Genomic DNA, 25601 nt, shown 5'->3' on the forward strand with positions numbered 1-25601 from the left:
CGAGGGCGGCCGTCAGGGCAGGCGGCCCACGTGGCCCATCGCCTGCCGCAGCAGCAGTCCCTGCCCGCCGTTCATCTCGAACTGGATCTGCTCGGAGCACGCCTCCTCGGGCGTCATCCACGCCAGGTCGATCGCGTCCTGCTGGGGCCGGCAGTCGCCCAGCACGGGCACCACGTACGCGAGCGAGACCGCGTGCTGGCGGGCGTCGTGGTACGGCGTCACCCCGGGCGTCGGGAAGTACTCCGCGACCGTGAACGGCTGCGGGGACGACGGGATCTGGGGGAGCGCGACGGGCCCGAGGTCCTTCTCGATGTGCCGCACGAGGGCGTCGCGCACGCGCTCGTGGTACATCACGCGCCCTGAGACGAGGGCACGGGACATCACGCCCTCCTGGGTCACGCGCAGCAGCAGGCCGACCTGGACGACGTCCCCCGAGTCGTCCACGCGCACGGGGATGGCGTCGACGTAGAGGATGGGCAGCTGGGCACGAGCGCGGGAGATCTCGTCGGCGCTCAACCAGCCGGCGGGGCGTTCGGGGCCGCGGGGGTACTCGGCGGAAGCGGTCACCGACCATGTCTACCCCGTCGTCGAGGCCGGCGACGACGCGGCGCGCTCACCCGTACGGATCGCGTCCAGGTGTGGATCGCCACACCCTCGGGAATAGTCGTCGGTGGTTGCGTGCTCTACCTCCCAGCACATGGCAGCAACCGAGACTGGAGGAACGTCATGGCGACGACAGAGCTGACTGGCAGCACGATCGGCCAGACCATCAAGGACAACGAGATCGTCCTGGTCGACTTCTGGGCGGAGTGGTGCGGACCGTGCAAGCGCTTCGGGCCCGTCTTCGAGGACTCCTCGGAGAACCACCCGGACGTCGTGCACGCGAAGGTCGACACCGAGGCCGAGCAGGAGCTCGCCGCCGAGCTGCAGATCTTCTCGATCCCGACCCTCATGGCCTTCCGCGACGGGATCCTGGTGTTCAACCAGGCCGGCGCGCTGCCCGCTCCCGCGCTGGAGCAGGTGGTCGAGGCCGTGAAGGCGCTCGACATGGACGAGGTGCGCGAGAAGATCGCCGCGGCCGCAACGACCGCCTGACCTGACGCACGAGAAGGCCGGTCCCCACTGGGGTGCCCGGTGACCGGGCCCGGCTCGGGCGGCGGACCTGCCCGTCTGGTGCGGGAGACGGGAGTCGAACCCGCACGCCCTCTCGGGCACCAGGACCTAAACCTGGCGTGGCTGCCGTTTCACCACTCCCGCGCAGCGAAGTTTCCCACAAGCGCGGCCTCGGGCGGGGAGGCCTCGCCTCAGGCGACCTTGAGGTCCCGGCGCAGCTTGGCGACGTGCCCGGTGGCCTTGACGTTGTACTGCGCGAGCTCGACGCGACCCTCGGCGTCGACGACGACGGTCGAGCGGATCACGCCGACCACGGTCTTGCCGTAGTTCAGCTTCTCGCCCCAGGCGCCCCACGACTCGAGCACGGCGTGCTCCTGGTCGGAGCCGAGCGGGAACGTCAGGTGCTCCTGCTCGACGAACGCGGCGAGCTTGTCGACGGAGTCCGGGGAGACACCGACGACCGCGAACCCGGCACCCTGCAGGGACGCGAGGTTGTCGCGGAAGTCGCACGCCTGCGTCGTGCAGCCGGGCGTCATGGCCGCCGGGTAGAAGTACACGATCACGCGGCGGCCGCGCAGGTCGGAGAGGGTCACGGTCCCGCCGTCGGCGGTCGGCAGCGTGAAGTCGGGGGCGAGGTCGCCGACGGCGAGGCGGGGCACGGTGTCTCCTGGCGTGGGTGGATGCGGTCTGGCGTCAGCCTACGACGGCACGCGAGGTAGCGTCGGGCGCGTGAGCACCTCCACGTCCGGGCAGGCCGAGCTGCCCATCCGCATGCTGAACGACCGCCTGCTGGTCTCGCTCGACGGTGAGGCGGGTGAGCGGCGCTCGTCGGCCGGCATCGTCATCCCCGCGACCGCCGTCGTCGGCAAGCGCCTCGCCTGGGGCGGGGTCGTGGCCGTCGGGCAGCACGTGCGCCAGGTCCAGCTGGGCGACCGCGTGCTCTTCGACCCCGAGGACCGCGCCGAGGTCGAGCTCAGCGGCGCGACGTACGTGCTCCTGCGGGAGAAGGACGTGCACGCCGTCGCCGAGCCGCGCGCCAGCGGTGAGGGAACCGGGCTGTACCTCTGAGCGTTCCCCCTACGCGGCGTGCCGGTCCCGGCGACGTCGGCGTAGCGACTTGCCGCACCGGGATCGCGGTGGTGGCATGAGTGGATGGGACATCCCGGACGCGCGTCCGAGGGCCCGAGGAGGTCGAACGAGATGACTGAGCACGACGCCACCCCCGTGGTCCCCGACGACAGCGAGGCCACCCAGCACGTCCTCGATCTGCTCGCCGAGCACGTGCCGCTGGCGCTCATCGTCGACCTGGCGACGCCCGAGGCGACGTCCGCCGAGATCCTCGAGGCGGAGGGTCTGCCCGACCAGGAGTGGTGGGAGCAGCGTCCCCTCGCCGAGGATGCGTGACGGTCGTCACGACGGCGCCTTTCGATTGGCAGATCGGGCGTCCGGCCTGCTAGCGTTCTCAACCGCGCGCCATTAGCTCAATTGGCAGAGCAGCTGACTCTTAATCAGCGGGTTCGGGGTTCGAGTCCCTGATGGCGCACCACCCGGAGGGCCTCCCACCAGCGACAACGCTGGAGGGAGGCCCTCCGTCGTCGGCGCTACCTGGGGCGGGAGAGCTGCTCGACCGCGGCCTCGATGTCCCCGCCGCCGTCGTCGACGGGTTCCATGTACAGCCTGCCCGCGACGATCTGGCCGTCGCGGATGTCGAAGATCGTGACGCCGCGCATCGCGAACGGTGAGCCGTCGGCGAACGTGCCGCGCCACCGCCACTCGCCCCACTCGCGGTCGCCGTCGGACGCGCACGCGACCAGGTCGGACGAGTAGTCGGGAACCCCCGCGAACATCGAGGTCCAGTTGGCGAGCACCTGCGCCCGCCCGACGAACGTCCGGCCCGGGTGGACGGGCTGGGCACTGTCGTAGTCGACCGCGAAGAGCGCCGCGAGGCGGGCCGGGTCATGGGAGTTGCCGGCCTCGCGCAGGCGCTCGTGCATCGTCGCCATCTCACCGAACGTAGTCCTGTGCGCGGCGGACGTCAGCAGGCCCGGCCGGATGTCCCCGGCCGGGCCTGCTGGTGACTGGTCGGTCGTTCGTCAGTTGTCGGCGGCGAGGGACCCGTCGCTCGACAGCACCAGCCCGATGGCCGCCTCACCCTGGCGGACGGCCTGGCCGATGAGGCCGAAGTCGTACGACTTGAAGTCGGCGAACTCGATCCCGTACGTCTCCTCGAGGCCCAGCTGGCAGAACGGCCGCTCGGGGCACTCGGCCGGGCCGGCCAGCACGAGCCCGCCGCAGGTGGCGGCCAGGTCGCTGAGCGTCTTCAGGTCGTGCTTCGCGGCGAACTCGCTGGTCACCGCGAACGCGTTCTGGTCCTGCGCCGCGGACGGCTTGCCGACGACCAGGCCCGCGGCGTCCGCGAGCGGGGTCAGCGCGGTCACGGTGGCATCGACGTCGGCCGACGCGACCGACGCCGCGTCGGCGCCGTTCTGCTGCGCGTTGAGGAAGTCGGCGAGCGTCGCGGCGTACTCGGGGACGGCCGTGAGCGTGCCGTCCGCCAGCGGCGGCAGGTAGGTCTCCCGGTTGCCGATGGTCCGCACCTCGACCGTGTAGCCCGCGCTGCGCAGCACGGCGGCGTAGATCTCGGCGAGCGTGGCGCTCTCCGAGAAGTTCGCGGCGCCGACGACCAGCGACGTGCCCGTGCCGGGCGTGTCCGTCGCGGCCAGCTTCTCGGTCTCGACGAAGTCGGCGGCGACCTCGCTGGAGGTCTTCCGGTCGATGTCGACGGCCTTGTTGAGCTCGATGAGCTTGTCGGTGTCGAGCGCAGCGGAGACCGTGTCCAGCAGATCGATCACCGACGGGTTCGCCGCGGCGGCGGCCTTGTTCACCGCCGGGATGATGTTGTCGGCGTTCTGCAGGCCCTTGTCGTCCTCGAGGACGACCAGCTTGTCGCCCGCGATCGGGTCACAGGTGGCGAGCCCGGAGCTGCCCGACGAGGTCGGTTCGGCCTCGCCGCCGCCCGAGCCGGGAGCGCCGCACGCGCCGAGTGCCAGGGTGGCGATGGCGATCAGGGTCAGGGTGGTGGAGCGTCTCGCTCGCATCGTGCTCTCCTCGGGGAGTCGGCGGGGCAGGGATCGGGGTCCCGGGTGACGGACGGGGGCCGTCGACGTGGTCAGGAGGATGGGCCGGTCCTATTCGATCCGCTCGCCGCGGGCTGGGCAAGCCCTGGCGACGTGGTACTTGACCGGCGCGTTCGCCCGCTGGGGTCGTCGGAGGTGTCCCGAGCGAGCGCGCGCAGGCCGCGGGGCGTCATGAAGTGCTGGACGATCGCGAGCAGACCCTCGGACACGAGGCAGAGCGCCGCGACCAGGATCCCGCCCGCGAGCACCTGCCCGTAGTCCTGGGTGCCGAAGCCCGTGACCACGATGGTGCCGAGGCTCCGGCCGCCCACGAGGGCCGCCAGCGGGACGGTCGCGAGCACCTGCACGGAGGCGGTGCGGATGCCCGCGGCGATGAGCGGGACGGCGAGGGGGAGCTCGACGGCCCACAGGCTGCGGCGGCCGGACATGCCGACCCCGCGCGCCGCGTCGCGCACGTCGGCGTCGACCTCACCGAGGCCCGTGACCGAGTTGGTCAGCAGCGGCGGGACGGCGAACACGGCGCACGCGAGCACGGTGGCCGTGTTGCCGAACAGCCCGCTGGCGGCCAGCAGCGTGAGCAGCGCCAGGGTGGGCAGCGCCCGGGTCGTGTTGGCGACGACGACCCCGACCGTGCCCCCGCGGCGGCGGTGGCCCAGCCAGAGGCCCACCGGGAGGGCGACGACGGCGGCGAGGAGCACCGCGAGCAGGGACACGATGATGTGGTCGCGCGTGAGGGCCAGGACCCCGTTGCGACCCGTCCAGTTGAGGGGGTCGTTGAGCCAGGCGATCGCGTCGCTCAGGATGTCCACGTCACACCGGCCTCTCGACGCGCGCCCAGGGCGTCAGCCGTCGCCCGACGAACGCGAGGACCAGGTCGCAGACGAGCGCGAGCAGCAGGCACAGCACCGTCGCCGTCATGATCTCCGCGTGGTAGTTGCTGCGGAACCCGCGGAACATCAGCTGGCCGAGGCCGCCGTAGCCGACCACGACGCCGACCGTGACCAGCGCGACCGTGGTGACCGTCGCCAGCCGGAGGCCGGCGACGATGCTGGGCAGCGCCTGCGGGAGCTCGACCGCGACGAGCAGCCGGGTCCGGCCGTAGCCCATGCCGCGCGCGGCGTCCTTCACCGCGGGGTCGACGCCCTGCAGGCCGACGAGGACGTTCCGGGTGAGCACGAGCAACGCGTAGGACACGAGGCCGATGAGCACCGTGACGCGCCCGATGCCCGTGTACGGCGCCAGGATGGCGAACAGCGCGAGGGACGGCACCGTGTACAGGACGCCGGCGACGCCGAGCACCGGACCCGCCAGCCGGGGCCGCAGGTGCGCGAACGCGCCGAGCGGCAGCGCGATGACGAATGCGATGACCACGGCCTCGACCGTCAGGGACGCGTGCTGCTCGAGGGCGCGCCCGATGTCCGCGCTGTTGCGCTCGACGTACTCCCACGAGAACCACGGGTTGGGCGGGGCCTGGGCCAGACGCATCCCGTGAACGTACCGGGGCCCTCCGACAGGCGCGCCCCCAACGGGCCGCGTCAGCGGGAGGCGGTGCGGTTGTCGGACGCAGGCACTAGCGTCCGGGAGGTGGCAGACGACCCGGCGATCGCCTTCGAGCACGTCAGCAAGTCGTACGCGCGCAACGAGACGGGCTCCGGCGCGGCCGTCGACGACCTGTCCCTCGAGGTGCTCCCCGGCGAGGTGCTGGTGCTGGTCGGGCCGTCCGGCTGCGGCAAGTCGACCACGCTGCGCATGGCGAACCGCCTGGTGGAACCGACGTCGGGCCGCATCCTTCTCGAGGGCGAGGACGTCACCAGCGTGGACCCGGTGGGTCTGCGGCGCCGGATGGGCTACGTGATCCAGAACGTCGGGCTGTTCCCGCACCGCACCGTCGCCCAGAACGTCGCCACGGTGCCGGGACTGGTCGGCTGGGACCGCAAGCGGACGGCCGCGCGGGTGGACGAGCTGCTCGACCTCGTCGGCCTCGACCCGGACCGCTACGCCCGCCGGTACCCGCACGAGCTCTCGGGCGGCGAGCGCCAGCGCGTCGGGGTCGCGCGCGCACTGGCCACGGACCCCCCGGTGCTGCTCATGGACGAGCCGTTCGGCGCGGTGGACCCCGTCGGGCGCCGGCGCCTGCAGACGGAGTTCGCACGCATCCAGCGGACCGTCGGCATCACGGTGATGCTGGTGACGCACGACATCGACGAGGCCGTGCGGATGGCAGACCGCGTCGCCGTCCTCAGCCCCGGCGCCCACATCGAGCAGCTGGCGTCCCCACTGGACGTGGTCGCCCGTCCGGCCACCCCCGCGGTCGCGGACCTGGTGGGTCGCGGACGCACCGCCCGGCTGCTCGCGCTCGGGCGCCTCGAGCCGGTGGACCTCGACCCCGCCGACCCCGCGACCGCCGGATCGCTGGCGGCCGACGGAGGGTTGCGCGTGGGAGCCGAGCTCGGCGACGTCCTCGCCGCGTTCGTCGGCGCCGACGGGCTGCTGCCGGTCCGGGACGGTGACGGCCGCGTCGTGGGCAGCGCCACTCCGGCCACCGTCGTGCGGGCGCTGGACCGCCTCACCGAGGCGTCGGACGAGACGCACGCCACAACCGGCGGCGACACCCCCGTCGGTACGCTGCGCACGTGAACACGCAGCCGCAGACCGCCCGCCTCGCGCTCGCCACCTGCGCGGCGCTGCCCGAGCTCGACACCGACGACCACGCCCTGCGTGACGCGCTGCTCAAGCGCGGCATCCCGACCGACGCCGTCGTGTGGGACGACCCGACCGTGGACTGGGGGACGTACCCGCACGTCCTCATCCGGTCGACGTGGGACTACACCGACCGGCCCGCGCAGTTCGCCGACTGGACCCGCAAGGTCGAGCGCACGAGCACCCTGCTCAACCCCGCGGAGGTCGTCGGCTGGAACATCGACAAGACCTACCTGCGGGACCTCGAGAAGGCCGGGCTGCCCATCGTCCCGACCATCTGGCTGGACCCCGAGCGCAACCACGACTCCCGCGCCATCCACACGCGGTTCCCGGCGTTCGGCGACTTCGTCATCAAGCCGACGGTCAGTGCCGGCTCGCGGGACACCGGCCGGTACGACGCAGGCATCACGCAGCAGCGCTCGCTGGCGATCACGCACGCGAAGAACCTGCTCAGCGTCGGGCGCCACGTGATGATCCAGCGGTACCTGCGCAACGTGGACACGGTCGGCGAGACGGCGCTGGTGTTCGTCGACGGCCAGTTCAGCCACTCCGTCCGCAAGGGGGCGCTGCTGGAGGGCCCCTACCGCGAGCAGCTCGCGGACGAGCTGTACCGCCAGGAGATCATGACGGCGCGCGAGGCGAGCGAGGCCGAGCGCGAGGTGGCGGGACGCGTGGTCGCCGCACTGCCCGACATCGTGCCCGGCACCGACGGGCCGCTGCTCTACGCGCGCGTCGACCTCATCCCGGACGACGACGGCAACCCCGTGGTCCTCGAGGTCGAGCTCACCGAGCCGTCGCTCTTCTTCGCGCACGGCGAGGGCTCGGCGCAGCGGTTCGCGGACGCGGTCGTCGCGCGCCTCTGACGGAACGGCAGTGGCACAGGCCACTGCGGACCGGTTCCAGAAGTGGTCTCCGGCTCGGGTACACTTCTGGACGCCCCGACGTGCGCGTCGGGGGATCGTGGTGGCTATAGCTCAGGTGGTAGAGCACCTGGTTGTGGTCCAGGGGGTCGCGGGTTCAAGTCCCGTTAGCCACCCCATCGCGTCGGGCGTCGACCAGCTGGTCGGCGCCCGACGTCGTTCCCGGGGCCGTCTCGTGGCCCAGGCACAACCGCGCGACCGGTCCGCTCAGCCGGGCCGACAGGGCCGCGGTGTCGTCGAGGAACAACCCCACCCACGCGAGCTGGAGCTCGCGGCGTGCGACGGCGTCGCTGCGTGGCCTGCGGGCCGCCGCCAGCAGCCCGACGACGAGCTCCTGCGTGTCGGCGGGCAACGGCGGGGGCACCGGGAGCCCCCGCTGCACCAGCGCGCCGGCGATGCCGTGGTACCAGCCCTGCGCACCCGCCGAGCGGCCGAGCAGCAGCGCGGGGATCTGCGCGTCGCCGCCGGGCGGGAGAGGCTGCGGGTTGGGGAACTGGTCGATCGCCTCGGCGGCGAGACGCAGCCGACCCACGCCGTTGACCACCGCCGTCACCGTCTCCAGGCCGTCCGGCCGGATCCCGCGCTCGGCCAGGTACTGCCGCAACGCACCGTCGAGCCGCAGGGCCGCGGAGTCGGCTGCCGGCTCCGCGGTGCGAGGCAGGTCGGGGGTGATCGTGCGGCGCACCGTGTCCGCGAGCAGGTCGGAGGCCGTCCGGTACGCCTCGGCCAGCGCGTGCCGCACCCGGGCGTCGGCGCTCCCCGGCCACAGCAGCAGGCCGACCACCAGGGCGGCCGCGCACCCGATCGCGACGTCCTGCACGCGCACCAGCCCCACCTCCCAGCCGACCGGCGCCAGGATGTTGAAGAGGATCAGGACCGCGACCGTGAAGGCCGCCTGGCCCGCGGCGAACGACACCGTCTGCGGTGCGAACCCGGCGACCAGCACGGCCAGGGGCAGCAGCACCCACAAGGTCGCCGGACCCGAGCCGACGAGCAGGATCAGCCCGCCGCCGACGACGAACCCCGCGACCGTGCCCAGCAGGGCGCGCAGGACGGTCGACGTGGTGGTCAGGGCCGAGGTCCGCAGCACCGACATCGCGCCCAGCACCACCCAGAACCCGTGGTCGACGTGGCTGACCTGAGCGACCAGGACCGCGACGGCCAACCCGGCGCCGACCCGCAGGCTGTTCTGCAACCAGACGGAGTCGCGGTGCACCTGCTGCGCGGCCAGGCGACCGGCCGCCGTGACGGGTCCGACCGCGAGGGGCGTGGTGCCGCGACCGAGCAGCCGGTCGACCAGCGGCCGGGCGTCGGCCGCCGCCGAGGCCGCCGCGGTCCGGCCCGCCAGCTCGGAGGCGTAGGCCCACGCGTGCGCGCGCTGCGTGTGGTGGTCGAGCTGGTCGGCGGTGAGGGGGACGCCGTGGACGAGCTCGTCGGCCAGCTCGTCGACGGCCGCCCGACGGGTGTCGGCCAGCGCCGCGAGCGCGGCGTCGAGCTGGCGCCGGGCGTCGACCGACGCGGCCGAGTGCGGGTCGGGACGCAGCACCGCCCCCGCCCCCGTGAGCACCGCGCCGCACGACCGGACCACCTGCAGGGTCCACGCCGGCCAGCCCGCGACCGCCGCGGGGTCGGACACGCGGACCAGCTGGTGCAGCCACTCGAGCTCGTCGGCGAGGCGCAGCAGCAGCCGGCTGCCGGTGGTGAGCGTGACCGGTCGGTAGGCGGTGCCGCGCAACGCCCGCCGAAGGTCCTCGAACGATGCGTCGACCTTCTCGGCCGGGCGGGCGTCGCACAGCGCTGCCAGCTGTGCGCCGAGCGCGCCGCAGGCGGCCGCCGAGGTCGACCGCAGCCGGTCGTGCTCGCGGGGCGGCCAGAGCAGCAGCGCCGCCGGCACGCAGACCACGGCCGCCAGGCCCCAACCGAGCAGCCTTGACGGGATCTCCGACGTCGCGGCGGGCACCGTCACCGGCAGGATGAACAGCAGGAGCGTGGCGTTGCGCGCGGACGCGATCGCCGCGGAGACCGTCCCGGCGAAGGCGACCAGGGTGCCGACGACGAGCATCCCGAGCGTGGCCGCCCACCACGACGTCGAGACGAGCGTGCCGAGGCAGATGAGCACGCCCCCGACGACCACCAGGCCGGCGTACGAGCCCAGCCGACCCGCCGGGCTGCCGGGGAAGTCGGCGAACAGGAGGAGGGCGAACGACCCGAAGACCCCGAACGTGACCACCTGGGGGTCGTGTAGGAGCAGGTCCGAGATCACGAGAACCGTCGTGGCCGCCAGCGTGAGCCGGAGGGCCCGGTGCTGGGCGTACGCCTCGGGGTCGTGGCGGCGCAGCCACGGTCGAAGACGGTGCACCTGACCTCCGACCCCGCGCTCAGCCTTCCGGCAGCAGCGCGCCCTTGACCGACGTCGCGACGATCTCCGCGGCGATCTTCTTCGCGGCCGCGGAGTCGGGGCCGGGCTGGGCGGGCAGGAGCGCCGCCCGGTAGTAGCGCAGCTCGTCGATGCTCTCGAGGATGTCCGCGAGCGCGCGGTGGCCGCCGTTCTTGCGCGGCGAGGCGAAGTACACCCGCGGGTACCAGCGGCGGGCGAGCTCCTTGATCGACGACACGTCGATCACGCGGTAGTGCAGGTGGCCGACGAGCTCGGCCATGTCGCGGTCGAGGAACGCCTTGTCGGTGCCGACGGAGTTCCCCGCCAGCGGCGCCTTCCCGGCGTCCGGCACCCAGGCGCGGATGTACTCGAGCACCGTGGCCTGCGCGTCCTCGAGCGTCGTCCCGCCGGCCAGCTGCTCGAGCAGGCCCGACGTGGTGTGCATGGTCCGGACGAAGTCGTTCATCTGCTCGAGCGCCTCGGCGGGCGGCGCGATGACGACGTCGACGCCCTCGCCGAGCACGCGCAGCTCCGAGTCGGTGACGACCGCGGCCACCTCGACCAGGGCGTCGGCGCCGAGGTCCAGGCCGGTCATCTCGCAGTCGATCCAGACGATGCGGTCGGCACTCTCGTGTCCGGGGGTGGCGGGCGCGGGAGTCGGCGTGCTGGTCACGCAGGTCAGCCTAGGGGGCGGCGCGGGCTCCTGCGCTCGCGCCGACACGCGGCGCCGGTAACGTCGGCTCGTGCCCGACGACGAAAGCCACGCGCCACAGTGGCTCGTGGCGCTCCGTGCGCGCCCGACGCTCTGGGCGGTCCTGCCAGGCCTGGTGCTCGTCGTCGCGGGCCTCGCCGTGTTCTTCGGTGTGCTCGACGCCGTCAGGGAGAAGGACGACCTGTCGAGCCTCGACCAGCCGATGCTCGACTGGATGGTCGCTCACCGCACCACCGGTCTGACCGCGGCGTTGGCCGCGATCACGTTCGTGTCAGGGCCGGTCGTGCTGCCCATCGTCGTCGGCGTGGCGTGCGTGGTGTGGGGCATGGTCCGTCGCGAGTGGTGGCGGCCGGTGCTCCTCGCGTCGGCCATGGTCGGCTCGACGCTGCTCGGCCTCGCCGTGAAGGGGCTGGTCGACCGCCCGAGGCCGCCGTCCGAGACGATGGTGGTGCCGGGCGCCGAGGTGACGGCGTCGTTCCCGTCGGGGCACACCCTCGGGACGGCGACGTTGCTGCTCGTCGCCGGTTACCTCGTCTGCAGCCGGAACCCGTCGGTGTGGCGGATCGTGCTCTGGGGCGTCGCGACCGTCGTCGGCACCGCCCTCGTCGCGCTGAGCCGGCTCTACCTGGGGTACCACTTCCTCACCGACGTCGTGGCGGCGGCCGGGCTCGCGGTCGCGGTGCTCGGCGTGGTGTCCGTGGTCGACCGGCTGCACACGGGCCCGCCGGGCTGAGCCCTAGATAGCGGTGTCGTCGTGACCCGGGACGGTCGAGGCCAGCCACGCCGCGACCGGGACGACGACGGCGATGGCGCCGGCGATCCAGAGGCTCGCGGTCCACGAGGTGCCGGCCCAGCGCAGGACGCCGAGCGTGCCCGCGCCGGCCGCGAGCCCGAGACCGATGCGTTCGAGCCAGAGGACGACGTGCCGCGCGAGGCGCTTGGGCAGCGGCTGCTCGGCCGCCGGGTCCGGCGTGGCGTGCCGGCCCATCAGCGGGTCCCTGGGCGCCGCGGGCGCAGGCGGGGGAGCGGCGACATGGCGTCATGGTGGCACGCGCGACGACGGGCGCGGACCACCCCGCGTGTGCAGGGTGGTCCGCGCCCGTGGGTGGTGCGGTGGTCAGCGAGCGTCGACGAGCTGTGGCTGGCGCGCCGGGACGCGCCGCGGATCCGGTGGCCGACCGATGTTCTCGGACGGCTGTCTGACGTGCCGCGCGGCAGCGCGGACGCGTGCGTGATGGGACTGAGCGAGGCGCTCGGAGTGATCCTGGCGCGCGAGCTCGAGATAGATGTTCGGGTTCACGGTGTGCTCTCCTGGGCATGACGGTGTCAGGGCCGAAGGCCCGGACTATGGGTGGTGTGGGAGTACTCGACCACGTCGGTGTGGTCGCCGTCACATGATTTTTCCGCCCATTTCTCCCGATCTCGGGAGAGCATCTTCCGATGTCAGACGCTGGCAGGATGTCGACGGACGTCGCCTGTCTGCCGCATGGTCGTGACGAGAAGGCCGGGAGAGGCTGCAGCGTGCCCGTCCTTGCCGCCCCGACCGCGCCGGCTGACGCCCAGCCGCGGATCGGTCTGGCGCTCGGCTCCGCCCTGTACGTCGCGTCCGTGCTCGGGACGGGGATCCTGCTGCTCCCGACGCTGGCCGCCCGCGCGGCCGGCCCCGCGTCCCTGGTCGCGGTCGCCGCGGTCCTGCTCGCCTCGGTCCCGCTGGCCGCGACCTTCGCCGCCCTGGCCACGCGGCACCCGGACTCGGGCGGCGTCGCGACCTACGTCCGGCTCGCCCTGGGAGCGACCGCGGCGCGGATGACCGGCTACTGGTTCTTCTTCGGCGTGTGCGTCGGCTCGCCGGTCGTGGCGCTGCTGGGCGCGCAGTACGTCGTCGCCATGCTCGGCGGCACGCAGTGGCAGGTGTACGCCGTGGGCGCCGCGTTCCTCGTCCCGCCGCTGGTCACGAACGCGGTCGGGCTGCGGCTGGCGGGCCCCGTCCAGCTCGCGCTGACCGGTGCGCTCGTGGTCCTCGTCGTCGGGGTCGTCCTCGTCTCGTTGCCCGCGGCGGACACCGCAACGCTCGTGCCGTTCGCGCCGCGCGGCCGGACCGGTGTCGCCGCCGCCGCGAGCCTCTACGTCTGGGCGTTCGCCGGCTGGGAGGCCGTGACCCACATGGCGGGGGAGTTCCGCGACCCGCGGCGCACCATCCCGCGGGCCACGGCGATCGCGCTCGTGGTGGTGGGTGCCGCGTACCTCGCCCTGCAGTACGTGACCGTGACGGTGCTGGGCGACCGGGCCGCGTCGTCGGACGTGCCTCTGATGGACCTGGTCGACGTGGGCCTGCCGGGCGTCGGGCGGGTGCTGGTGGCGCTCGTCGCCGGGATCGTCACGCTCGGCGTGCTCGGCACGTACCTCGGGGCGTTCGCCAAGCTGGGGGCGTCGCTCGGCCGCGACGGCGACCTCCCGCGCTGGGTGGCGCGGGGTGCGCAGCCGGGCGGCGTGCCGCGCCGGGCGCTGGCCGTCGTCGGCGTGCTGGCCGCCGTGTACTTCGCGATCGCCGTCGCCACCGGCGGTGAGCTCGCGCCGTTCGTGCTGGTGCACACCAGCTGCATCGTCGCCATCTACGCCGCGGGGACGGCCGCGGCGGTCCGGCTGCTCCCGCGGGGGACCCGGGGGTGGTGGGCGGCCGTGCTCGCGTGCGCGCTGTCGCTGGCGCTCGTCGTGCTCGCGGGATGGCACCTGGTGGTGCCGCTGGGGCTCGCGCTGGTGGCGGTGGCTGTCGGTGCGACCCGGCGACGCAGGGTGCCCCGGGGCGACTTGACCGGCACGGCGCCGGCCGATGGTGGGCGCCCCCGGCAGGACTCGAACCTGCAACCTACGGATTAGAAGGCCGTTGCTCTATCCGTTGAGCTACGGGGGCTGGGCGTGCGCCCACAGCCTAACGGCGAGGTGCGGGATGCTCCGCTCACGACGAACCGCACGCCTCCGCACCGCGTGGCGCGTTTTGCCAGGTCAGATCGCACCGCGACAATGGTCGCGTGAGCGCGCAGCCCGGCACGGCGCCAGTGCAACCCGCGCAACCAGTGCGGCCGCTGGCTGCACCGGCGCGCCATGCCGCCCTGGACCCGCGCGACGTCCTGGCTCGGCCGCTCGCGGCGACCTCCCTGCTGGACGCGGTGCGTGACCTGCGCCGCGACGTGGAGGCGACCGGCTTCCCGCTGGAGATCGACGGCATCACCTCGGCCCGGGCCTCGCGTGCGCGCCTGGTCGACCAGCTGGGCGAGCACCTGGTGCCGCGCCTCACGGAGCTGTCCGCACCCGCCGTCGTCGTGGTGTCGGGGTCGACCGGCGCCGGCAAGTCCACGCTGGTGAACTCGCTCGTGCGGGCCGAGGTCAGCACGGCGGGCGTGCTGCGGCCCACCACCCGGCGTCCCGTGCTCGTGCACCACCCGCTCGACGCCGAGCTGCTGTCGCACCACCCGGTCCTCGAGTCGGTGACGGTCGTGTCGGACGAGCACGTGCCGCGCGGCATCGCGCTGCTGGACGCCCCCGACCTTGACTCCGTGCTGGAGTCGAACCGGGAGTCGGCCCACCGGCTGCTCGAGGCGGCGGACCTCTGGCTGTTCGTCACGACGGCGGCCCGGTACGGCGACGCGCTGCCGTGGCGGGTGCTCGAGGGCGCGGTCGAGCGCGGGGCGTCGATCGCGATGGTGCTCAACCGCGTTCCTCCCGCGTCGCTGCCGACGGTCCGCGGGGACCTGCTCGACCGGCTGCGCGGGCACGGCCTGCAGGGGTCGCCCTTGTTCGTCGTCCCGGACCTGGGACCGCACGAGGGCCTGCTCCCGGCGCCCGTCGTCGCGCCGATCCAGCGCTGGCTCGCGATGCTGGCCGGGCCGGACCGCGCGCGCACGGTGATCGGCCGCACGCTGCGGGGGTCCCTGTCGGCGCTGCGCCCGTGGGTGGACGAGCTGGCCGAGGCCGTGCAGGCGCAGGCGGACGCGGCGAGCAGGATCGCGGCCGTGCTCGACCAGGTGATCGAGGCGCCGACCGCGCAGGCGGCGGCCTCCATCCGGGGCGGAGCCGTCGCGGACGGTGCGGTCCGGGCGCGCTGGTCGGAGCTCACGGCGGACGGCGCTCCGCTGGCGGGGGTGGTCCGGTCGTCGGGTCGCGTGCGCGGATCGGCGCGCGAGGGCCGTGCCCGGGCCGCCGCGGTCGCGCCGCTGGTCGAGGATCTGACCCGCTCGGCGGCCGCTGTGCTCACCGCGGCCGGTGCGCACACCGAGGAGGTGCTGCGCGCGGCGCTGACCTCGCCCGACCAGCCCGAGGGCGGTGCGTCGGTCGACGCGGCCTGGGTGGCCACCGGGTTGCGCGCCGGACGGCGCGCCGCGGCCGAGCAGGCCGCGCGCGCGTGGACTGCGCAGGGCCCACGCGTGGTGCGGGCCGCGCTGTCGAGCGGTCCGGCGGAGTCGTCCCCCGACGGTGTCGCCCGCCCCCGCCGGGACGTGGCGCGCGAGGCTCGTCGGCGGCGCAAGGCCGAGCACGCGCTCGGGGACGACGGGCTGGCCGCCGTGGCGCTCGCCGCCGCCGCCGGTGTCCGCGGCGCGCACGACCTGCTGGTGGACCTGATCGACACCGCCGGTGAGCGGGCCGTCGAGGAGCTGCGCGACGACCTGGTGGCGCAGGTCGCCGGCCAGGTGGCGGTCGAGCGTTCCGCCGTCGGCGACGTGCTCGCCGACCCCGACCTCGCCGAGGACGCCGCCTCGCGGCTCCGCCTGCGGCTCGCCGTGCTGAAGGGACTCACGTGACCGCGCTGCCCGACGGACCGCTGCACGGCGACGAGACGGCCGCGCTCGCGGTCCGCGTGGACGCGCTGGACCGCGCGCTCGCGGTCGGCGGCACACGTCTGGCGCCCGCCGTCGTGACCAGCGTCGTCGCGACCGTCGACGGCGTTCGTGAGCGGCTCGCCCTCGGGGTGGACCACACGGTCGTCGCCCTGGTGGGCGGAACCGGGTCCGGCAAGTCCAGCCTGTTCAACTCGATCTGCCGGCTCGACTTCGCGGACGTCGGGGTGCGTCGCCCCACCACCTCCGAGATCACCGCGTGCGTCTGGGGGCACGACGGGGGTCCGCTGCTCGACTGGCTCGGCGTGGTGCCCGACCGCCGCATCGAGCGTGAGAGCCTGCTCGACGGGGAGTCGGAGGCCGCGCTGCGCGGACTCGTGCTCCTCGACCTGCCCGACCACGACTCGATCGCGCCCGAGCACCGCGAGGTGGTCGACCGCCTGCTGCCGCAGGCCGACCTGCTCGCCTGGGTGGTCGACCCGCAGAAGTACGCGGACGACGCCCTGCACAGCGGCTACCTGCGCCGGCTCGTCGGCCACGAGGCGTCGATGGTCGTGGTGCTGAACCAGGTGGACACCGTGCCCGAGGACGTCCGGGCGGAGCTGGTGGCCGACGTCGAGCACCTGCTGGTCGACGACGGCCTCACCGGGGTGCCGGTCCGCGAGGCGTCGGCCCGCACCGGCGAGGGCATCGGGGTGCTGCGCGAGCTGCTGGCGTCCGCCGTGAGCTCGCGCTCGTCCGCGGCGCGCCACGCGGGTGCCGAGCTCAACGACGCCGCGGCGCTGCTCGCGGCCGAGGTCGCCGCCCGCGAGCCCGCGCCGGCCGCCCTCTCCGTCGTCGACGTCGTCGACCGGCTGTCCACGGCGATCGGGCTGCCGTCCGTGGCCGCCGGCGTCGCCTCGGCGGTCCGCACCGGCTCGGCCGGCGCGCCCGGGTTCGGGGTCGTGCAGGAGGACACGGTCGGGCTCGCCCGTGCGGCCTGGCTCGACGGCGTCACCAGCGGGCTGCCTCGGCGGTGGGGCCAGGACGTCGCGTCGCGGGTGGCCTCGACGGCCGAGATGCTGCTCGCGGTGACCGACGCGGTCACGCACCTCGCCGTGTCGACCCGGCGGTCCGCCCTGGCGCTCTCGCTGCTGGTCGCCGCCGTCGTGCTCGCCGGTGCGGCCGTGCTCGTCGGGTCGATCGCGGTCGGGTCGCTGGTCGGGGGGACGCGCTCGAACGTCTGGGCGCCGGCCGCAGCGGTCGTCCTGCTCGTCGCGGCAGTGGCGGCCGCGATCTGGTCCGTCGTGGCCCGCCGCTCGGCGGCGCGCCGGCGGTCCGCCCAGGTGCTGCACGACGGCCGCGTGGCGCTCGAGAGCGTGGCTCGCGCGCGGCTCGCCGTGCCCACCGAGGCCGTGCTGGCCGAGCACCGCACCGTGCGCGAGCTCATCACGGCCGCCCGCGGCTGAGCTGTGGTGGGTGCGGCCGCGCACTGCCGTGGGTCGTGGCCGAGCCACCGCCGACGTTGCGGCTGAGCCGCTGTCTCCTTGGTAGCCGAGCCGCTGCCCTTGTTGCCGCTGAGCCGCTGTCCTTGTCGCGACTCAGCCGCCCACAGCCCCGCGTCCCGCTCGCGCCCTCCACGTTCTCGTCGGACCGCCGCACGACGCGTCCGCGCACGTCCAGCCTGGTCGCACGAGCCCCGCAGCCGCCGGGGCGCAGCGCACGGGAGGCATCGCATGAGCACGCAGACCCTGGACCTGACCGTGGTGGGGTGGATCGGCACCGAGCCCAAGATCTTCCACGAGACCGACGGGGGTGTCCCGTACGCGACGTTCCGCGTGGGCAGCACGCGCCGGTGGTTCGACAAGGGCATCGGCGCCTGGCGGGACGCGCAGACGGAGTGGTTCCACGTGAAGGTGTTCCGCGCGATGGCCGTGAACGCCGCGCGCTCGCTGCGCAAGGGCGACCCGGTGATCGTGCAGGGCCAGCTCTCGACCGAGGAGTGGGCCGGGCCGGAGGGGCCTCGCACCACGCTCGTGCTCGAGGCGAGCGCGTTGGGCCACAACCTGGTGTTCGGCAGCAGTCACTTCGCACGGACCGTGAGCGGGACCGCGGCGGCGGGGGCCGACGACGCCCCGGCCGACGTCTCCGGCCTGGAGGAGCTCCCCGACGACGACGAGGCCGGCCTGGTGCCGGTCGACGAGCTGGAGCCGAAGCTGGACGTCGAGCCGGAGCTCGCGCTGGCCGCGGCCAGGTGATCGCCTAGGCTGGGGCACCGGCGCCCGACGAGGCGACAGGTCGGACCGCGCGCACGCGTGCTGCGCGGTCGGCCCGCCGCCGGCGGTGCCGGTCAGCAGTGCCCCGAGCCAGGTCAGCGCCGGGGCGACCCCCACGATCACCGAGGCGGACGAAGAGCCAGTGGCTGAGTTCATCTACTCCATGTACAAGACGCGCAAGGCGCACGGCGACAAGGTCATCCTCGACGACGTCACCCTGAACTTCCTGCCGGGCGCCAAGATCGGCGTCGTCGGGCCCAACGGTGCCGGCAAGTCGACGATCCTCAAGATCATGGCCGGCCTGGACCAGCCGTCGAACGGCGAGGCGCGGCTGAGCCCCGGGTACACCGTCGGGATCCTGCAGCAGGAGCCGCCGCTGAACGAGGCGAAGACCGTGCTCGGCAACGTCGAGGAGGGCGTCGCCGAGATCAAGGGCAAGCTCGACCGCTACAACGAGATCTCCGCGTTGATGGCCGAGCCCGACGCCGACTTCGACGCGCTGCTGGCCGAGATGGGCGTGCTGCAGGAGGCCATCGACGCCGCCGACGCGTGGGACCTCGACGCCCAGCTCGAGCAGGCGATGGACGCGCTGCGCTGCCCGCCGGCGGACGCGGACGTCACCGTCCTGTCCGGTGGTGAGCGCCGCCGCGTCGCCCTGTGCAAGCTCCTGCTGGAGAAGCCGGACCTGCTGCTCCTCGACGAGCCGACCAACCACCTGGACGCCGAGAGCGTGCTCTGGCTCGAGGCGCACCTGAAGGACTACCCGGGCGCGATCCTGGCCGTCACCCACGACCGGTACTTCCTCGACCACGTCGCCGAGTGGATCTGCGAGGTCGACCGCGGCCGCCTGTACCCGTACGAGGGCAACTACTCGACCTACCTGGAGAAGAAGGGCGAGCGCCTTGCCATCCAGGGCAAGAAGGACCTCAAGCTCGCCAAGCGACTCAAGGACGAGCTCGAGTGGGTGCGGTCCAACGCCAAGGGCCGCCAGACCAAGTCGAAGTCCCGCCTCGCGCGCTACGAGGAGATGGCGGCGGAGGCGGACCGCACCAGGAAGCTCGACTTCGAGGAGATCCAGATCCCGCCGGGCCCGCGCCTGGGCTCGATCGTGCTCGAGGCGAAGGACCTGGAGAAGGGCTTCGACGGGCGCGTGCTCATCGACGGCCTGAGCTTCACGCTGCCGCGCAACGGCATCGTCGGCGTCATCGGCCCGAACGGCGTCGGCAAGACGACGCTGTTCAAGACGATCGTCGGGCTCGAGCCGCTGGACAAGGGCGAGCTCAAGGTCGGCGAGACGGTGTCGATCTCCTACGTCGACCAGTCCCGCGGGGGCATCGACCCCAAGAAGACGCTCTTCGAGGTGGTCTCCGACGGGCTCGACTTCCTCAAGGTCGGCAACGTCGAGATGCCGTCGCGGGCCTACGTCGCCGCGTTCGGCTTCAAGGGTCCGGACCAGCAGAAGCCGGCCGGCGTGCTGTCCGGTGGTGAGCGCAACCGCCTCAACCTCGCGCTCACGCTCAAGCAGGGCGGCAACCTGCTGCTCCTCGACGAGCCCACCAACGACCTGGACGTCGAGACCCTCGGCTCGCTGGAGAACGCCCTGCTGGAGTTCCCCGGCTGCGCGGTCGTGGTGTCCCACGACCGGTGGTTCCTCGACCGGGTGGCGACGCACATCCTGGCCTACGAGGGGACCGAGGAGAACCCGGCGAACTGGTACTGGTTCGAGGGCAACTTCGCCTCCTACGAGGAGAACAAGGTCGCGCGGCTCGGGGCCGACGCGGCGCGCCCGCACCGGGTGACGTACCGCAAGCTGCGCCGCGACTGAGTGCTCGACCAGGCCGCCCGTTCCGCTGGGAGCGGGCGGCCTCGTCGTCGGTGCGCCGCCTGCGACCTGCGCCGATACGCTCGACACGACCTGCGAGAGGCGGTGCCGGCGATGGAGCACGACGAGCTCGTCGACGCGCTGCTCGCGCTGCGCTCCGAGGTGGCCGACCTGCGCCTCCCGCTGGAGGCGGCGACCGCCGCGGCCGGTCGGGCGGACCGGACGAGGGTCCTCGACCAGCTCGACGACTACCTGCTGCCCCGCCTGCGCGACCCCGGCGCCCCCGTGCTCGTGGTGGTCGGTGGCTCGACCGGCGCCGGCAAGTCGACGGTGGTGAACTCTCTCGTCGGGGCGGAGGTCAGCCCGTCCGGGGTGCTGCGGCCGACCACCCGGTGGCCGGTGCTGGTGCACCACCCGCTGGACGTGCGGTGGTTCAGCTCGGACCGGGTGCTGCCGTCCCTGACCCGCGCGACCGCCGCCCCGGAGGCCGGGACCCGGCCTGGGCTGCGGCTCGTCGCGTCGGAGGCGCTGCCGGTGGGCCTCGCGCTGCTGGACGCGCCGGACGTCGACTCGGTCGAGGAGGGCAACCGCATCCTGGCCGCCCAGCTGCTGGGCGCCGCGGACGTGTGGTTGTTCGTGACCACCGCCGCGCGCTACGCCGACGCCGTGCCGTGGGAGCTGCTGGCGGACGCCGCCCGCCGCGGCACCCACCTGGCCCTCGTGCTGGACCGGGTCGACGCCGGCGCGGAGACCGCGGTCGGGGACCACCTGCGCCAGATGCTCGCCGAGGCGGGCCTCGCGTCGGCGACCGTCGTCGTGGTGCCGGAGGTGCAGCTCGAGGACGGGCTGCTGCCCGAGGCGGCCGTCGGCCCGATCGCCGACTTCCTCACGACCACGGCCACCGATCCCCAGGTGCGCGCCGCCGCGCTCGCGGAGACGTGGGACGGCGCGGTGGCGGACGTGTCCCGCCGAGCGCTCGACCTGGCGACGGCGGCGGACGACCAGCGGGCGGCGGACGTGCGCCTGCGCGGGGCGGTCGCGGCTGCGTACGCCGCGGCGGCCACGCGGGTGGAGCAGGCGACATCCGACGGATCGCTGCTGCGGGGCGAGGTCCTGGCCCGGTGGCAGGACGTGGTCGGCACGAGCGAGTGGTTCCGGTCCCTGGAGCAGGGCGTCTCCCGGTTGCGCGACCGCGTCGTCGGCTTCGTGCGCGGTCGCCGACCGGCGGAGCCGGCGCTCGTCGAGGCCGTCGCGCACGGTCTCGCCGCCGTCCTGCAGGACTCCGCCGAGGAGGCCGCCGAGACCGCGCACTCGGCCTGGAGGCACGACCCGGCGGGCCGTGCGCTGCTCGACGGGCTTGCCCTGTCGCGGGCGTCGGGGGACCTGCGCACCCGCGCGGCCGAGCAGGTGCGCGCCTGGCAGAGCGACGTGCTGGCGCTGGTCGAGACGGAGGGCGCAGGGCGACGGACGGCCGCGCGCGCGTACTCGTACGGGATCAACGGCCTCGGCGCCGTCCTCATGGTCGCGGTCTTCGCGTCGACGGGCGGCCTCACGGGCGCTGAGGTGGGCATCGTCGGCGGGACCGCGCTCCTCGCTCAGCGCGCGCTCGAGGCGGTGTTCGGCGACGACGCCGTCCGCCGGCTCACCCGGGAGGCGCACGAGCGGCTGGCCGTGCGCACGGAAGCGCTGCTGGACGAGGAGGCCGCGCGGTTCACGCGGCAGCTGGACGCGACGGGCGCGGCGTCGCGCGACGGCGACGGCCTGCGCCGCTCCGCGGCCCGGCTGCACGCCGCGATGGCCGCCCGCCCGACGGCGGCGGCCTGGGGCGAGGGTGGACTGCCCGCCGGGGGCGACGGCTTCCTGCGGGGGACCGGGGTAGTCGCACGGTCGGCCGCACCGGCGGACGACGGTCGGCAGCCGGCGTCCCGCGGCCACTGGTGGACCCGGTGGCGTCGGGGGTCCGAGTGAGTCCCCAGGCTGTCGTGACCCTCCGGGAACGGGTCGCGGCGCTGGACGAGGCAGTCGGGCTGGCGCGGGGCCGGTTGCCCGACGCGACGCTCGACGTCCCCGCGGTGGTCGTGTCCCGGGCGCGGGACCGCGCCGCGCTCTCGGGTGAGTACACGGTCGTCGCGCTCGCCGGCGCGACGGGGTCCGGGAAGTCGTCGCTGCTCAACGCCCTGGCTGAGGCGCGGATCGCGGAGGCCGGGGTCCGGCGACCGACCACGGGACGGCCCGTCGCGGTGATCGTGCCCGCGCGAGGGTCCATGGACGACGGTGCCGACGAGCTCCTCGACTGGCTCGACGTGCAGGAGCGCCACGTGGCGGGCAGCCGTGCGCTCCAGGAGTCGGCGACGGGCCTGGTGCTGCTGGACCTGCCCGACCACGACTCGGTGGTGACGGAGCACCGCACCATCGCGGAGCGGCTGTACGAGCGCGTCGACCTGCTCGTCTGGGTGGTCGACCCGCAGAAGTACGCCGACGCCGCCCTGCACGCGCGCTACCTGCGCGGGCTCGCCGACCACGCGAGCGTCGTCGTGCTCGTGCTCAACCAGTCCGACCGCCTCAGTCTCGCCGAGCAGCGGGCGATGGTGGCCGACCTGCAGCGGCTGGCGGCCGACGACGGGCTGGCCGCGTCACCGGTCCTGGCCGTCAGCGCGTCGACGGGTGCCGGGGTGCCGGAGCTGCGCGACCTGCTCGCGCGGGCCGCCCAGCGCAGGCTCGCCGCGACGGAGCGCGTCACGGGTGACGTGCGGCTGGCGGCGCGCGCGCTGGTCGAGGCCTGCGGTCGTCCGCCGAACACCCGCCGCGAGGTCGGGGCCGCGGCGGCCCTGGTGCGTGCGTGGGAGGCGGCGGCCGGGATCGACGAGGTCGCCGACGCCGTCCGCCGCTCGACCAAGCGGTCCGCGCGGGCGGCCACCGGCTGGCCCGTGACGCGCTGGGTCGCCCGGCTGCGTCCCGACCCGCTGCGCCGGATCGGGCTCGGCCGCGAGCGGTCCCAGGCAGGCCAGGACGACCTGCTGCGGTCGTCGCGCTCGGCGCCGGCCGCGGGGGAGCGCGCCGCGGCCGTCAGCTCTCTGCGCACCTACGTCGACGCCGCGACCTCCGGGGCGCCGGACGACTGGGTCCTGGCCGCGCGCTCGCGCGCCGCCGACGTGGACCTCGACGACGTGCTCGACCGGAGCGTCGTGCGGGTGCCCGTCGGGACGTCCCGCGTCCCGTGGACGTGGCGGGTGCTCGCGCTGCTGCAGTGGCTGCTGCTCGCGGTCGCGGCGACCGGGCTCGTGTGGCTGCTGCTGCTCGTCGGGCTGGGCTGGCTGCAGCTGCCGTCGCCCGAGACGCCCGCGTGGTGGGGCCTGCCCGCGCCGACGCTCCTGCTGGCCGCCGGCCTGCTCGCGGGCCTGCTGGTCGCCGGTGTCGGGTGGGTGCTCGGCGCCCTCGCGGGCCGGCACCGCGCCGCGCGCGCCCGGCGGGGGCTCGGTGCGTCGGTCGCGCTCGCGGTGAACGAGCACGTCATCGGCCCGGTCAGCGCCGAGATGGACGCCCTGGCCCGGTGCCGCGCGGCCGCGTCGCGGGCAGCGGCCTGACCGCTCTTAGGATCGAGCGCATGACTCGCCTCGAGGTTCCCGTCCAGCTGCGCTGGTCGGACATGGACGCGTACCAGCACGTCAACAACGTGGAGATGCTGCGGCTCCTCGAGGAGGCCCGGATCGAGGCTTTCTGGAGCCACCCGCCCGCGCCCGACGGCAGCCGGGTGGAGAGCACGTGGCCCACGGCCGTGCTCGACGCGGGCCCCGGCGCCGAGCTGTCGACGCTGGTCGCGCGGCAGGAGATCGAGTACCTCAAGCCGCTCGGCTACCGCCGCACGCCGGTCATCGTCGAGATGTGGATCGGGCACCTCGGCGGTGCGAGCCTCGACGTCTGCTACGAGGTCCGGGACGCGGGGGAGCCCGGCCCCGAGCGCGTCACGTACGCGCGCGCGCTGACGACCCTCGTGCTGGTCGACGCCGCGACCGGGACCCCGCGGCGCATCGACGGCGCGGGGCGCGAGGCATGGAGCGCGTACCTGGAGGAGCCGGTCGTCATCCGCCGGCGGCGCTGACCCGTCGATCCGTGCGGGCCCGCTCGGCCGTCTCGGCGGCCCGGGCGATGTTGCGCTGCATGCCGCCGAACACCACGCCGTGGAACGGATAGACGGACCACCAGTAGAGCTGTCCGAGCAGCCCCTTGGGGTGGAACAGGGCGCGCTGCGCGAAGACCGTCGGCGGGGCGTCGGGGGCGGAGCCGCCCGGTTCGACGCGCAGCTCCAACCAGGCGAGGCCCGGCACCCGCATCTCGGCCCTCAGGCGCAGCAGCCGGCCCTCCTCGACGGCCTCGACGCGCCAGAAGTCGACGGCGTCGTCCACCAGCAGGACCCGCGGGTCCCGCCGGCCACGGCGCAGCCCCGGTCCGCCGATCAGCCGGTCGGCCAGCCCCCGCACGCGCCACGCGAGCCCCCACGAGTACCAGCCGTGCTCGCCGCCGACGGCCTCGAGCACCCGCCACAGCGCCGCGGGCGAGGCGTCGACCGTGACCTGGCGCTCGTCGACGAACAGGGAGCCGCCCGCCCAGTCGGGGTCGCTGGGCAACGGGTCGCTGGGCGCGCCGGGCACGGCGGCCGACGACCACCGCGTGGCGACCGCCGCCTCCTGCACCCGCCGCAGGGCGAGCCGCACCGCACGGTCGAACCCGATGAGCCCGTCGGGCGGGTCGGGCACATGGGCGGCGATGTCGTGCTCGTCGCACACCACCTCGTGCACCAGGGACTCGACGAGCGGGCGCGCGAGACCCGACGGCACGGGCGTCACCAGCGAGACCCAGAGGCTCGAGAGCCGCGGCGTCAGGACCCCGACCCCGACGATGATGCGTCGGTGCAGCCCGGCCGCCTGCGCGTAGCGCTGCATCATGTCGCGGTAGGTCAGGACGTCCGGGCCGCCGATGTCGAACCCCCGGCTGACCTCGGACGGCATCGCGGCCGACCCGACGAGGTAGCGCAGCACGTCGCGGATCGCGATGGGCTGGATCCGGTTCTCCACCCAGCGCGGCACCGTCATCGCGGGCAGCCGCTCGGTGAGGTAGCGCATCATCTCGAACGACGCCGACCCCGAGCCCAGGATGACGGCCGCCCGCAGGACGGTGGTCGGCACGCCGGAGGCAAGCAGGATCTCGCCCACCTCGGTGCGCGACGCCAGGTGCGGGGAGAGGTCCTCACCCTCGGGGTAGAGCCCGCCGAGGTAGACGATGCGCCCCACGCCCGCCTCGCGGGCGGCCCGCGCGAACGTGAGCGCGGTGTGCCGGTCGGTCGACTCGAAGCTGCGGCCGGAGCCGAGCGAGTGGATGAGGTAGTAGGCGATGTCCGCGCCCTCGAGGGCCGCCCGGATCTGCGACGGCTCGTCGGCGTCCGCCGCGGCGGTCTCGACGTCGGCGTACCAGGGGTGCCCGCGCAGCCGGTCGGGGTGCCGGGCGACGGCACGGACGCGGTAGCCGGCGGCCAGCAGCTCGGGGACCAGCCGGCCGCCCACGTACCCGGTGACGCCGGTGACCGCGACGAGCGGCGCGTCCGCCCGTGCCCGACCGTCGGGCCCGAGACCCGGCACGAGCCCGACGAGGGTCTCGGCGACGGGTGCGGGCAGGAGGTCGTCCGGGGCGGTGGCCATCTGGGCAGTCTGTGGTGCGCGGGCCCGACCCGCACCCGGT

24 protein-coding genes and 4 tRNA genes are annotated in these 25601 nt (G+C 74.4%); 16 read left to right on the plus strand and 12 right to left on the minus strand.

Annotation, left to right across the window (positions count from 1 at the left end):
• Window positions 1–12 precede the first annotated feature (12 nt).
• Window positions 13–567, minus strand: coding sequence for an NUDIX hydrolase family protein (locus ACXJKA_RS14530; protein WP_456825920.1), 555 nt, complete (start codon window positions 565–567; stop codon window positions 13–15).
• A 159-nt stretch (window positions 568–726) separates the two neighbouring features.
• Between ACXJKA_RS14530 and trxA the strand changes: the two genes are divergently transcribed.
• Window positions 727–1095, plus strand: coding sequence for a thioredoxin (trxA, locus tag ACXJKA_RS14535; RefSeq protein ID WP_370503817.1), 369 nt, complete (start codon window positions 727–729; stop codon window positions 1093–1095).
• A gap of 76 nt (window positions 1096–1171) precedes the next feature.
• Here the strand turns inward: trxA and ACXJKA_RS14540 are convergent.
• Window positions 1172–1257, minus strand: a tRNA-Leu gene (locus ACXJKA_RS14540).
• 47 nt (window positions 1258–1304) lie between these two features.
• Window positions 1305–1772, minus strand: a complete 468-nt coding sequence (bcp, locus tag ACXJKA_RS14545) for a thioredoxin-dependent thiol peroxidase (RefSeq protein WP_456825921.1) — start codon at window positions 1770–1772, stop codon at window positions 1305–1307.
• A gap of 112 nt (window positions 1773–1884) precedes the next feature.
• Between bcp and ACXJKA_RS14550 the strand changes: the two genes are divergently transcribed.
• The 3 genes from ACXJKA_RS14550 to ACXJKA_RS14560 all read left to right on the plus strand — a co-directional run bounded on the left by ACXJKA_RS14550 (window position 1885) and on the right by ACXJKA_RS14560 (window position 2659).
• The gene (locus tag ACXJKA_RS14550) at window positions 1885–2181 is read left to right on the plus strand and encodes a GroES family chaperonin (RefSeq protein ID WP_456825956.1); all 297 of its coding nucleotides are present in this window, start codon (window positions 1885–1887) and stop codon (window positions 2179–2181) included.
• Between the two features lie 132 nt (window positions 2182–2313).
• Entirely contained in the window at window positions 2314–2517 is a 204-nt protein-coding gene (locus ACXJKA_RS14555) for a hypothetical protein (RefSeq protein ID WP_456825922.1), read from the plus strand.
• 66 nt (window positions 2518–2583) lie between these two features.
• Window positions 2584–2659 (plus strand) — tRNA-Lys (locus tag ACXJKA_RS14560).
• A gap of 55 nt (window positions 2660–2714) precedes the next feature.
• On the opposite strand, the gene ACXJKA_RS14565 is transcribed toward ACXJKA_RS14560, so the two are convergent.
• The 4 genes from ACXJKA_RS14565 to ACXJKA_RS14580 form a co-directional block, all read right to left on the minus strand.
• Window positions 2715–3116, minus strand: a complete 402-nt coding sequence (locus ACXJKA_RS14565) for a nuclear transport factor 2 family protein (RefSeq protein ID WP_456825923.1) — start codon at window positions 3114–3116, stop codon at window positions 2715–2717.
• Between the two features lie 90 nt (window positions 3117–3206).
• Window positions 3207–4211, minus strand: a complete 1005-nt coding sequence (locus tag ACXJKA_RS14570) for a glycine betaine ABC transporter substrate-binding protein (RefSeq protein ID WP_456825924.1) — start codon at window positions 4209–4211, stop codon at window positions 3207–3209.
• Window positions 4212–4282: 71 nt separating this feature from the next.
• Window positions 4283–5059, minus strand: a complete 777-nt coding sequence (locus ACXJKA_RS14575; protein ID WP_456825925.1) for an ABC transporter permease — start codon at window positions 5057–5059, stop codon at window positions 4283–4285.
• A 1-nt stretch (window position 5060) separates the two neighbouring features.
• Window positions 5061–5735, minus strand: coding sequence for an ABC transporter permease (locus ACXJKA_RS14580; protein ID WP_456825926.1), 675 nt, complete (start codon window positions 5733–5735; stop codon window positions 5061–5063).
• A 99-nt stretch (window positions 5736–5834) separates the two neighbouring features.
• On the opposite strand from ACXJKA_RS14580, the gene ACXJKA_RS14585 reads away from it, so the two are divergent.
• The 3 genes from ACXJKA_RS14585 (at window position 5835) to ACXJKA_RS14595 (ending at window position 7989) form a co-directional block, all read left to right on the plus strand.
• Window positions 5835–6887: an ABC transporter ATP-binding protein gene (locus ACXJKA_RS14585; RefSeq protein ID WP_456825927.1), complete on the plus strand. Its 1053-nt coding sequence runs from the start codon at window positions 5835–5837 to the stop codon at window positions 6885–6887.
• A complete protein-coding gene (locus tag ACXJKA_RS14590) occupies window positions 6884–7813 on the plus strand; it encodes an ATP-grasp domain-containing protein (RefSeq protein ID WP_456825928.1) in 930 nt (309 codons plus the stop codon). Before ACXJKA_RS14585 ends, ACXJKA_RS14590 begins: the two co-directional genes overlap by 4 nt.
• Before the next feature lie 100 nt (window positions 7814–7913).
• Window positions 7914–7989, plus strand: a tRNA-His gene (locus ACXJKA_RS14595).
• On the opposite strand, the gene ACXJKA_RS14600 is transcribed toward ACXJKA_RS14595, so the two are convergent.
• Both ACXJKA_RS14600 and orn read right to left on the minus strand, forming a co-directional pair.
• Window positions 7968–10229, minus strand: coding sequence for an FUSC family protein (locus ACXJKA_RS14600; protein WP_456825929.1), 2262 nt, complete (start codon window positions 10227–10229; stop codon window positions 7968–7970). The two genes, ACXJKA_RS14595 and ACXJKA_RS14600, sit on opposite strands and share 22 nt — an antisense overlap.
• 19 nt (window positions 10230–10248) lie before the next feature.
• Window positions 10249–10920 (minus strand): oligoribonuclease, encoded by a 672-nt coding sequence (gene orn / locus ACXJKA_RS14605; RefSeq protein ID WP_456825930.1) that lies wholly within the window; start codon window positions 10918–10920, stop codon window positions 10249–10251.
• Window positions 10921–10990: 70 nt separating this feature from the next.
• On the opposite strand from orn, the gene ACXJKA_RS14610 reads away from it, so the two are divergent.
• Window positions 10991–11692, plus strand: a complete 702-nt coding sequence (locus tag ACXJKA_RS14610) for a phosphatase PAP2 family protein (RefSeq protein WP_456825931.1) — start codon at window positions 10991–10993, stop codon at window positions 11690–11692.
• A 3-nt stretch (window positions 11693–11695) separates the two neighbouring features.
• Here ACXJKA_RS14610 and ACXJKA_RS14615 read toward each other — a convergent pair whose 3' ends face one another.
• Complete coding sequence (locus ACXJKA_RS14615) at window positions 11696–11947, minus strand: hypothetical protein (RefSeq protein WP_456825932.1); 252 nt, start codon at window positions 11945–11947, stop codon at window positions 11696–11698.
• Between the two features lie 470 nt (window positions 11948–12417).
• Between ACXJKA_RS14615 and ACXJKA_RS14620 the strand changes: the two genes are divergently transcribed.
• A complete protein-coding gene (locus ACXJKA_RS14620; protein ID WP_456825957.1) occupies window positions 12418–13836 on the plus strand; it encodes an APC family permease in 1419 nt (472 codons plus the stop codon).
• Here the strand turns inward: ACXJKA_RS14620 and ACXJKA_RS14625 are convergent.
• A tRNA-Arg gene (locus ACXJKA_RS14625) sits at window positions 13798–13870 on the minus strand. The genes ACXJKA_RS14620 and ACXJKA_RS14625 overlap by 39 nt on opposite strands.
• Before the next feature lie 118 nt (window positions 13871–13988).
• Between ACXJKA_RS14625 and ACXJKA_RS14630 the strand changes: the two genes are divergently transcribed.
• From ACXJKA_RS14630 to ACXJKA_RS14660, 7 genes are all read left to right on the plus strand, one after another.
• Window positions 13989–15755 (plus strand): GTPase, encoded by a 1767-nt coding sequence (locus ACXJKA_RS14630; RefSeq protein ID WP_456825933.1) that lies wholly within the window; start codon window positions 13989–13991, stop codon window positions 15753–15755.
• The gene (locus tag ACXJKA_RS14635) at window positions 15752–17239 is read left to right on the plus strand and encodes a GTPase (RefSeq protein WP_456825934.1); all 1488 of its coding nucleotides are present in this window, start codon (window positions 15752–15754) and stop codon (window positions 17237–17239) included. The genes ACXJKA_RS14630 and ACXJKA_RS14635 overlap by 4 nt, the downstream gene beginning before the upstream one ends.
• Window positions 17240–17506: 267 nt before the next feature.
• Window positions 17507–18028 carry a single-stranded DNA-binding protein gene (locus tag ACXJKA_RS14640; protein ID WP_456825935.1) on the plus strand — a complete coding sequence of 174 codons (522 nt, stop codon included), beginning with the start codon at window positions 17507–17509 and terminating at the stop codon, window positions 18026–18028.
• Window positions 18029–18188: 160 nt separating this feature from the next.
• Window positions 18189–19871, plus strand: coding sequence for an energy-dependent translational throttle protein EttA (gene ettA / locus ACXJKA_RS14645; RefSeq protein WP_456825936.1), 1683 nt, complete (start codon window positions 18189–18191; stop codon window positions 19869–19871).
• A gap of 111 nt (window positions 19872–19982) precedes the next feature.
• Window positions 19983–21836: a dynamin family protein gene (locus ACXJKA_RS14650; protein ID WP_456825937.1), complete on the plus strand. Its 1854-nt coding sequence runs from the start codon at window positions 19983–19985 to the stop codon at window positions 21834–21836.
• A gap of 14 nt (window positions 21837–21850) precedes the next feature.
• Window positions 21851–23452, plus strand: coding sequence for a GTPase (locus ACXJKA_RS14655; protein WP_456825938.1), 1602 nt, complete (start codon window positions 21851–21853; stop codon window positions 23450–23452).
• Window positions 23453–23472: 20 nt separating this feature from the next.
• The gene (locus tag ACXJKA_RS14660) at window positions 23473–23967 is read left to right on the plus strand and encodes an acyl-CoA thioesterase (RefSeq protein WP_456825939.1); all 495 of its coding nucleotides are present in this window, start codon (window positions 23473–23475) and stop codon (window positions 23965–23967) included.
• Here ACXJKA_RS14660 and ACXJKA_RS14665 read toward each other — a convergent pair.
• Window positions 23948–25561 carry an SDR family oxidoreductase gene (locus ACXJKA_RS14665; protein WP_456825940.1) on the minus strand — a complete coding sequence of 538 codons (1614 nt, stop codon included), beginning with the start codon at window positions 25559–25561 and terminating at the stop codon, window positions 23948–23950. The genes ACXJKA_RS14660 and ACXJKA_RS14665 overlap by 20 nt on opposite strands.
• Between the last annotated feature and the right edge of the window lie 40 nt (window positions 25562–25601).

This window comes from Cellulomonas sp. P5_E12, assembly GCF_054049315.1.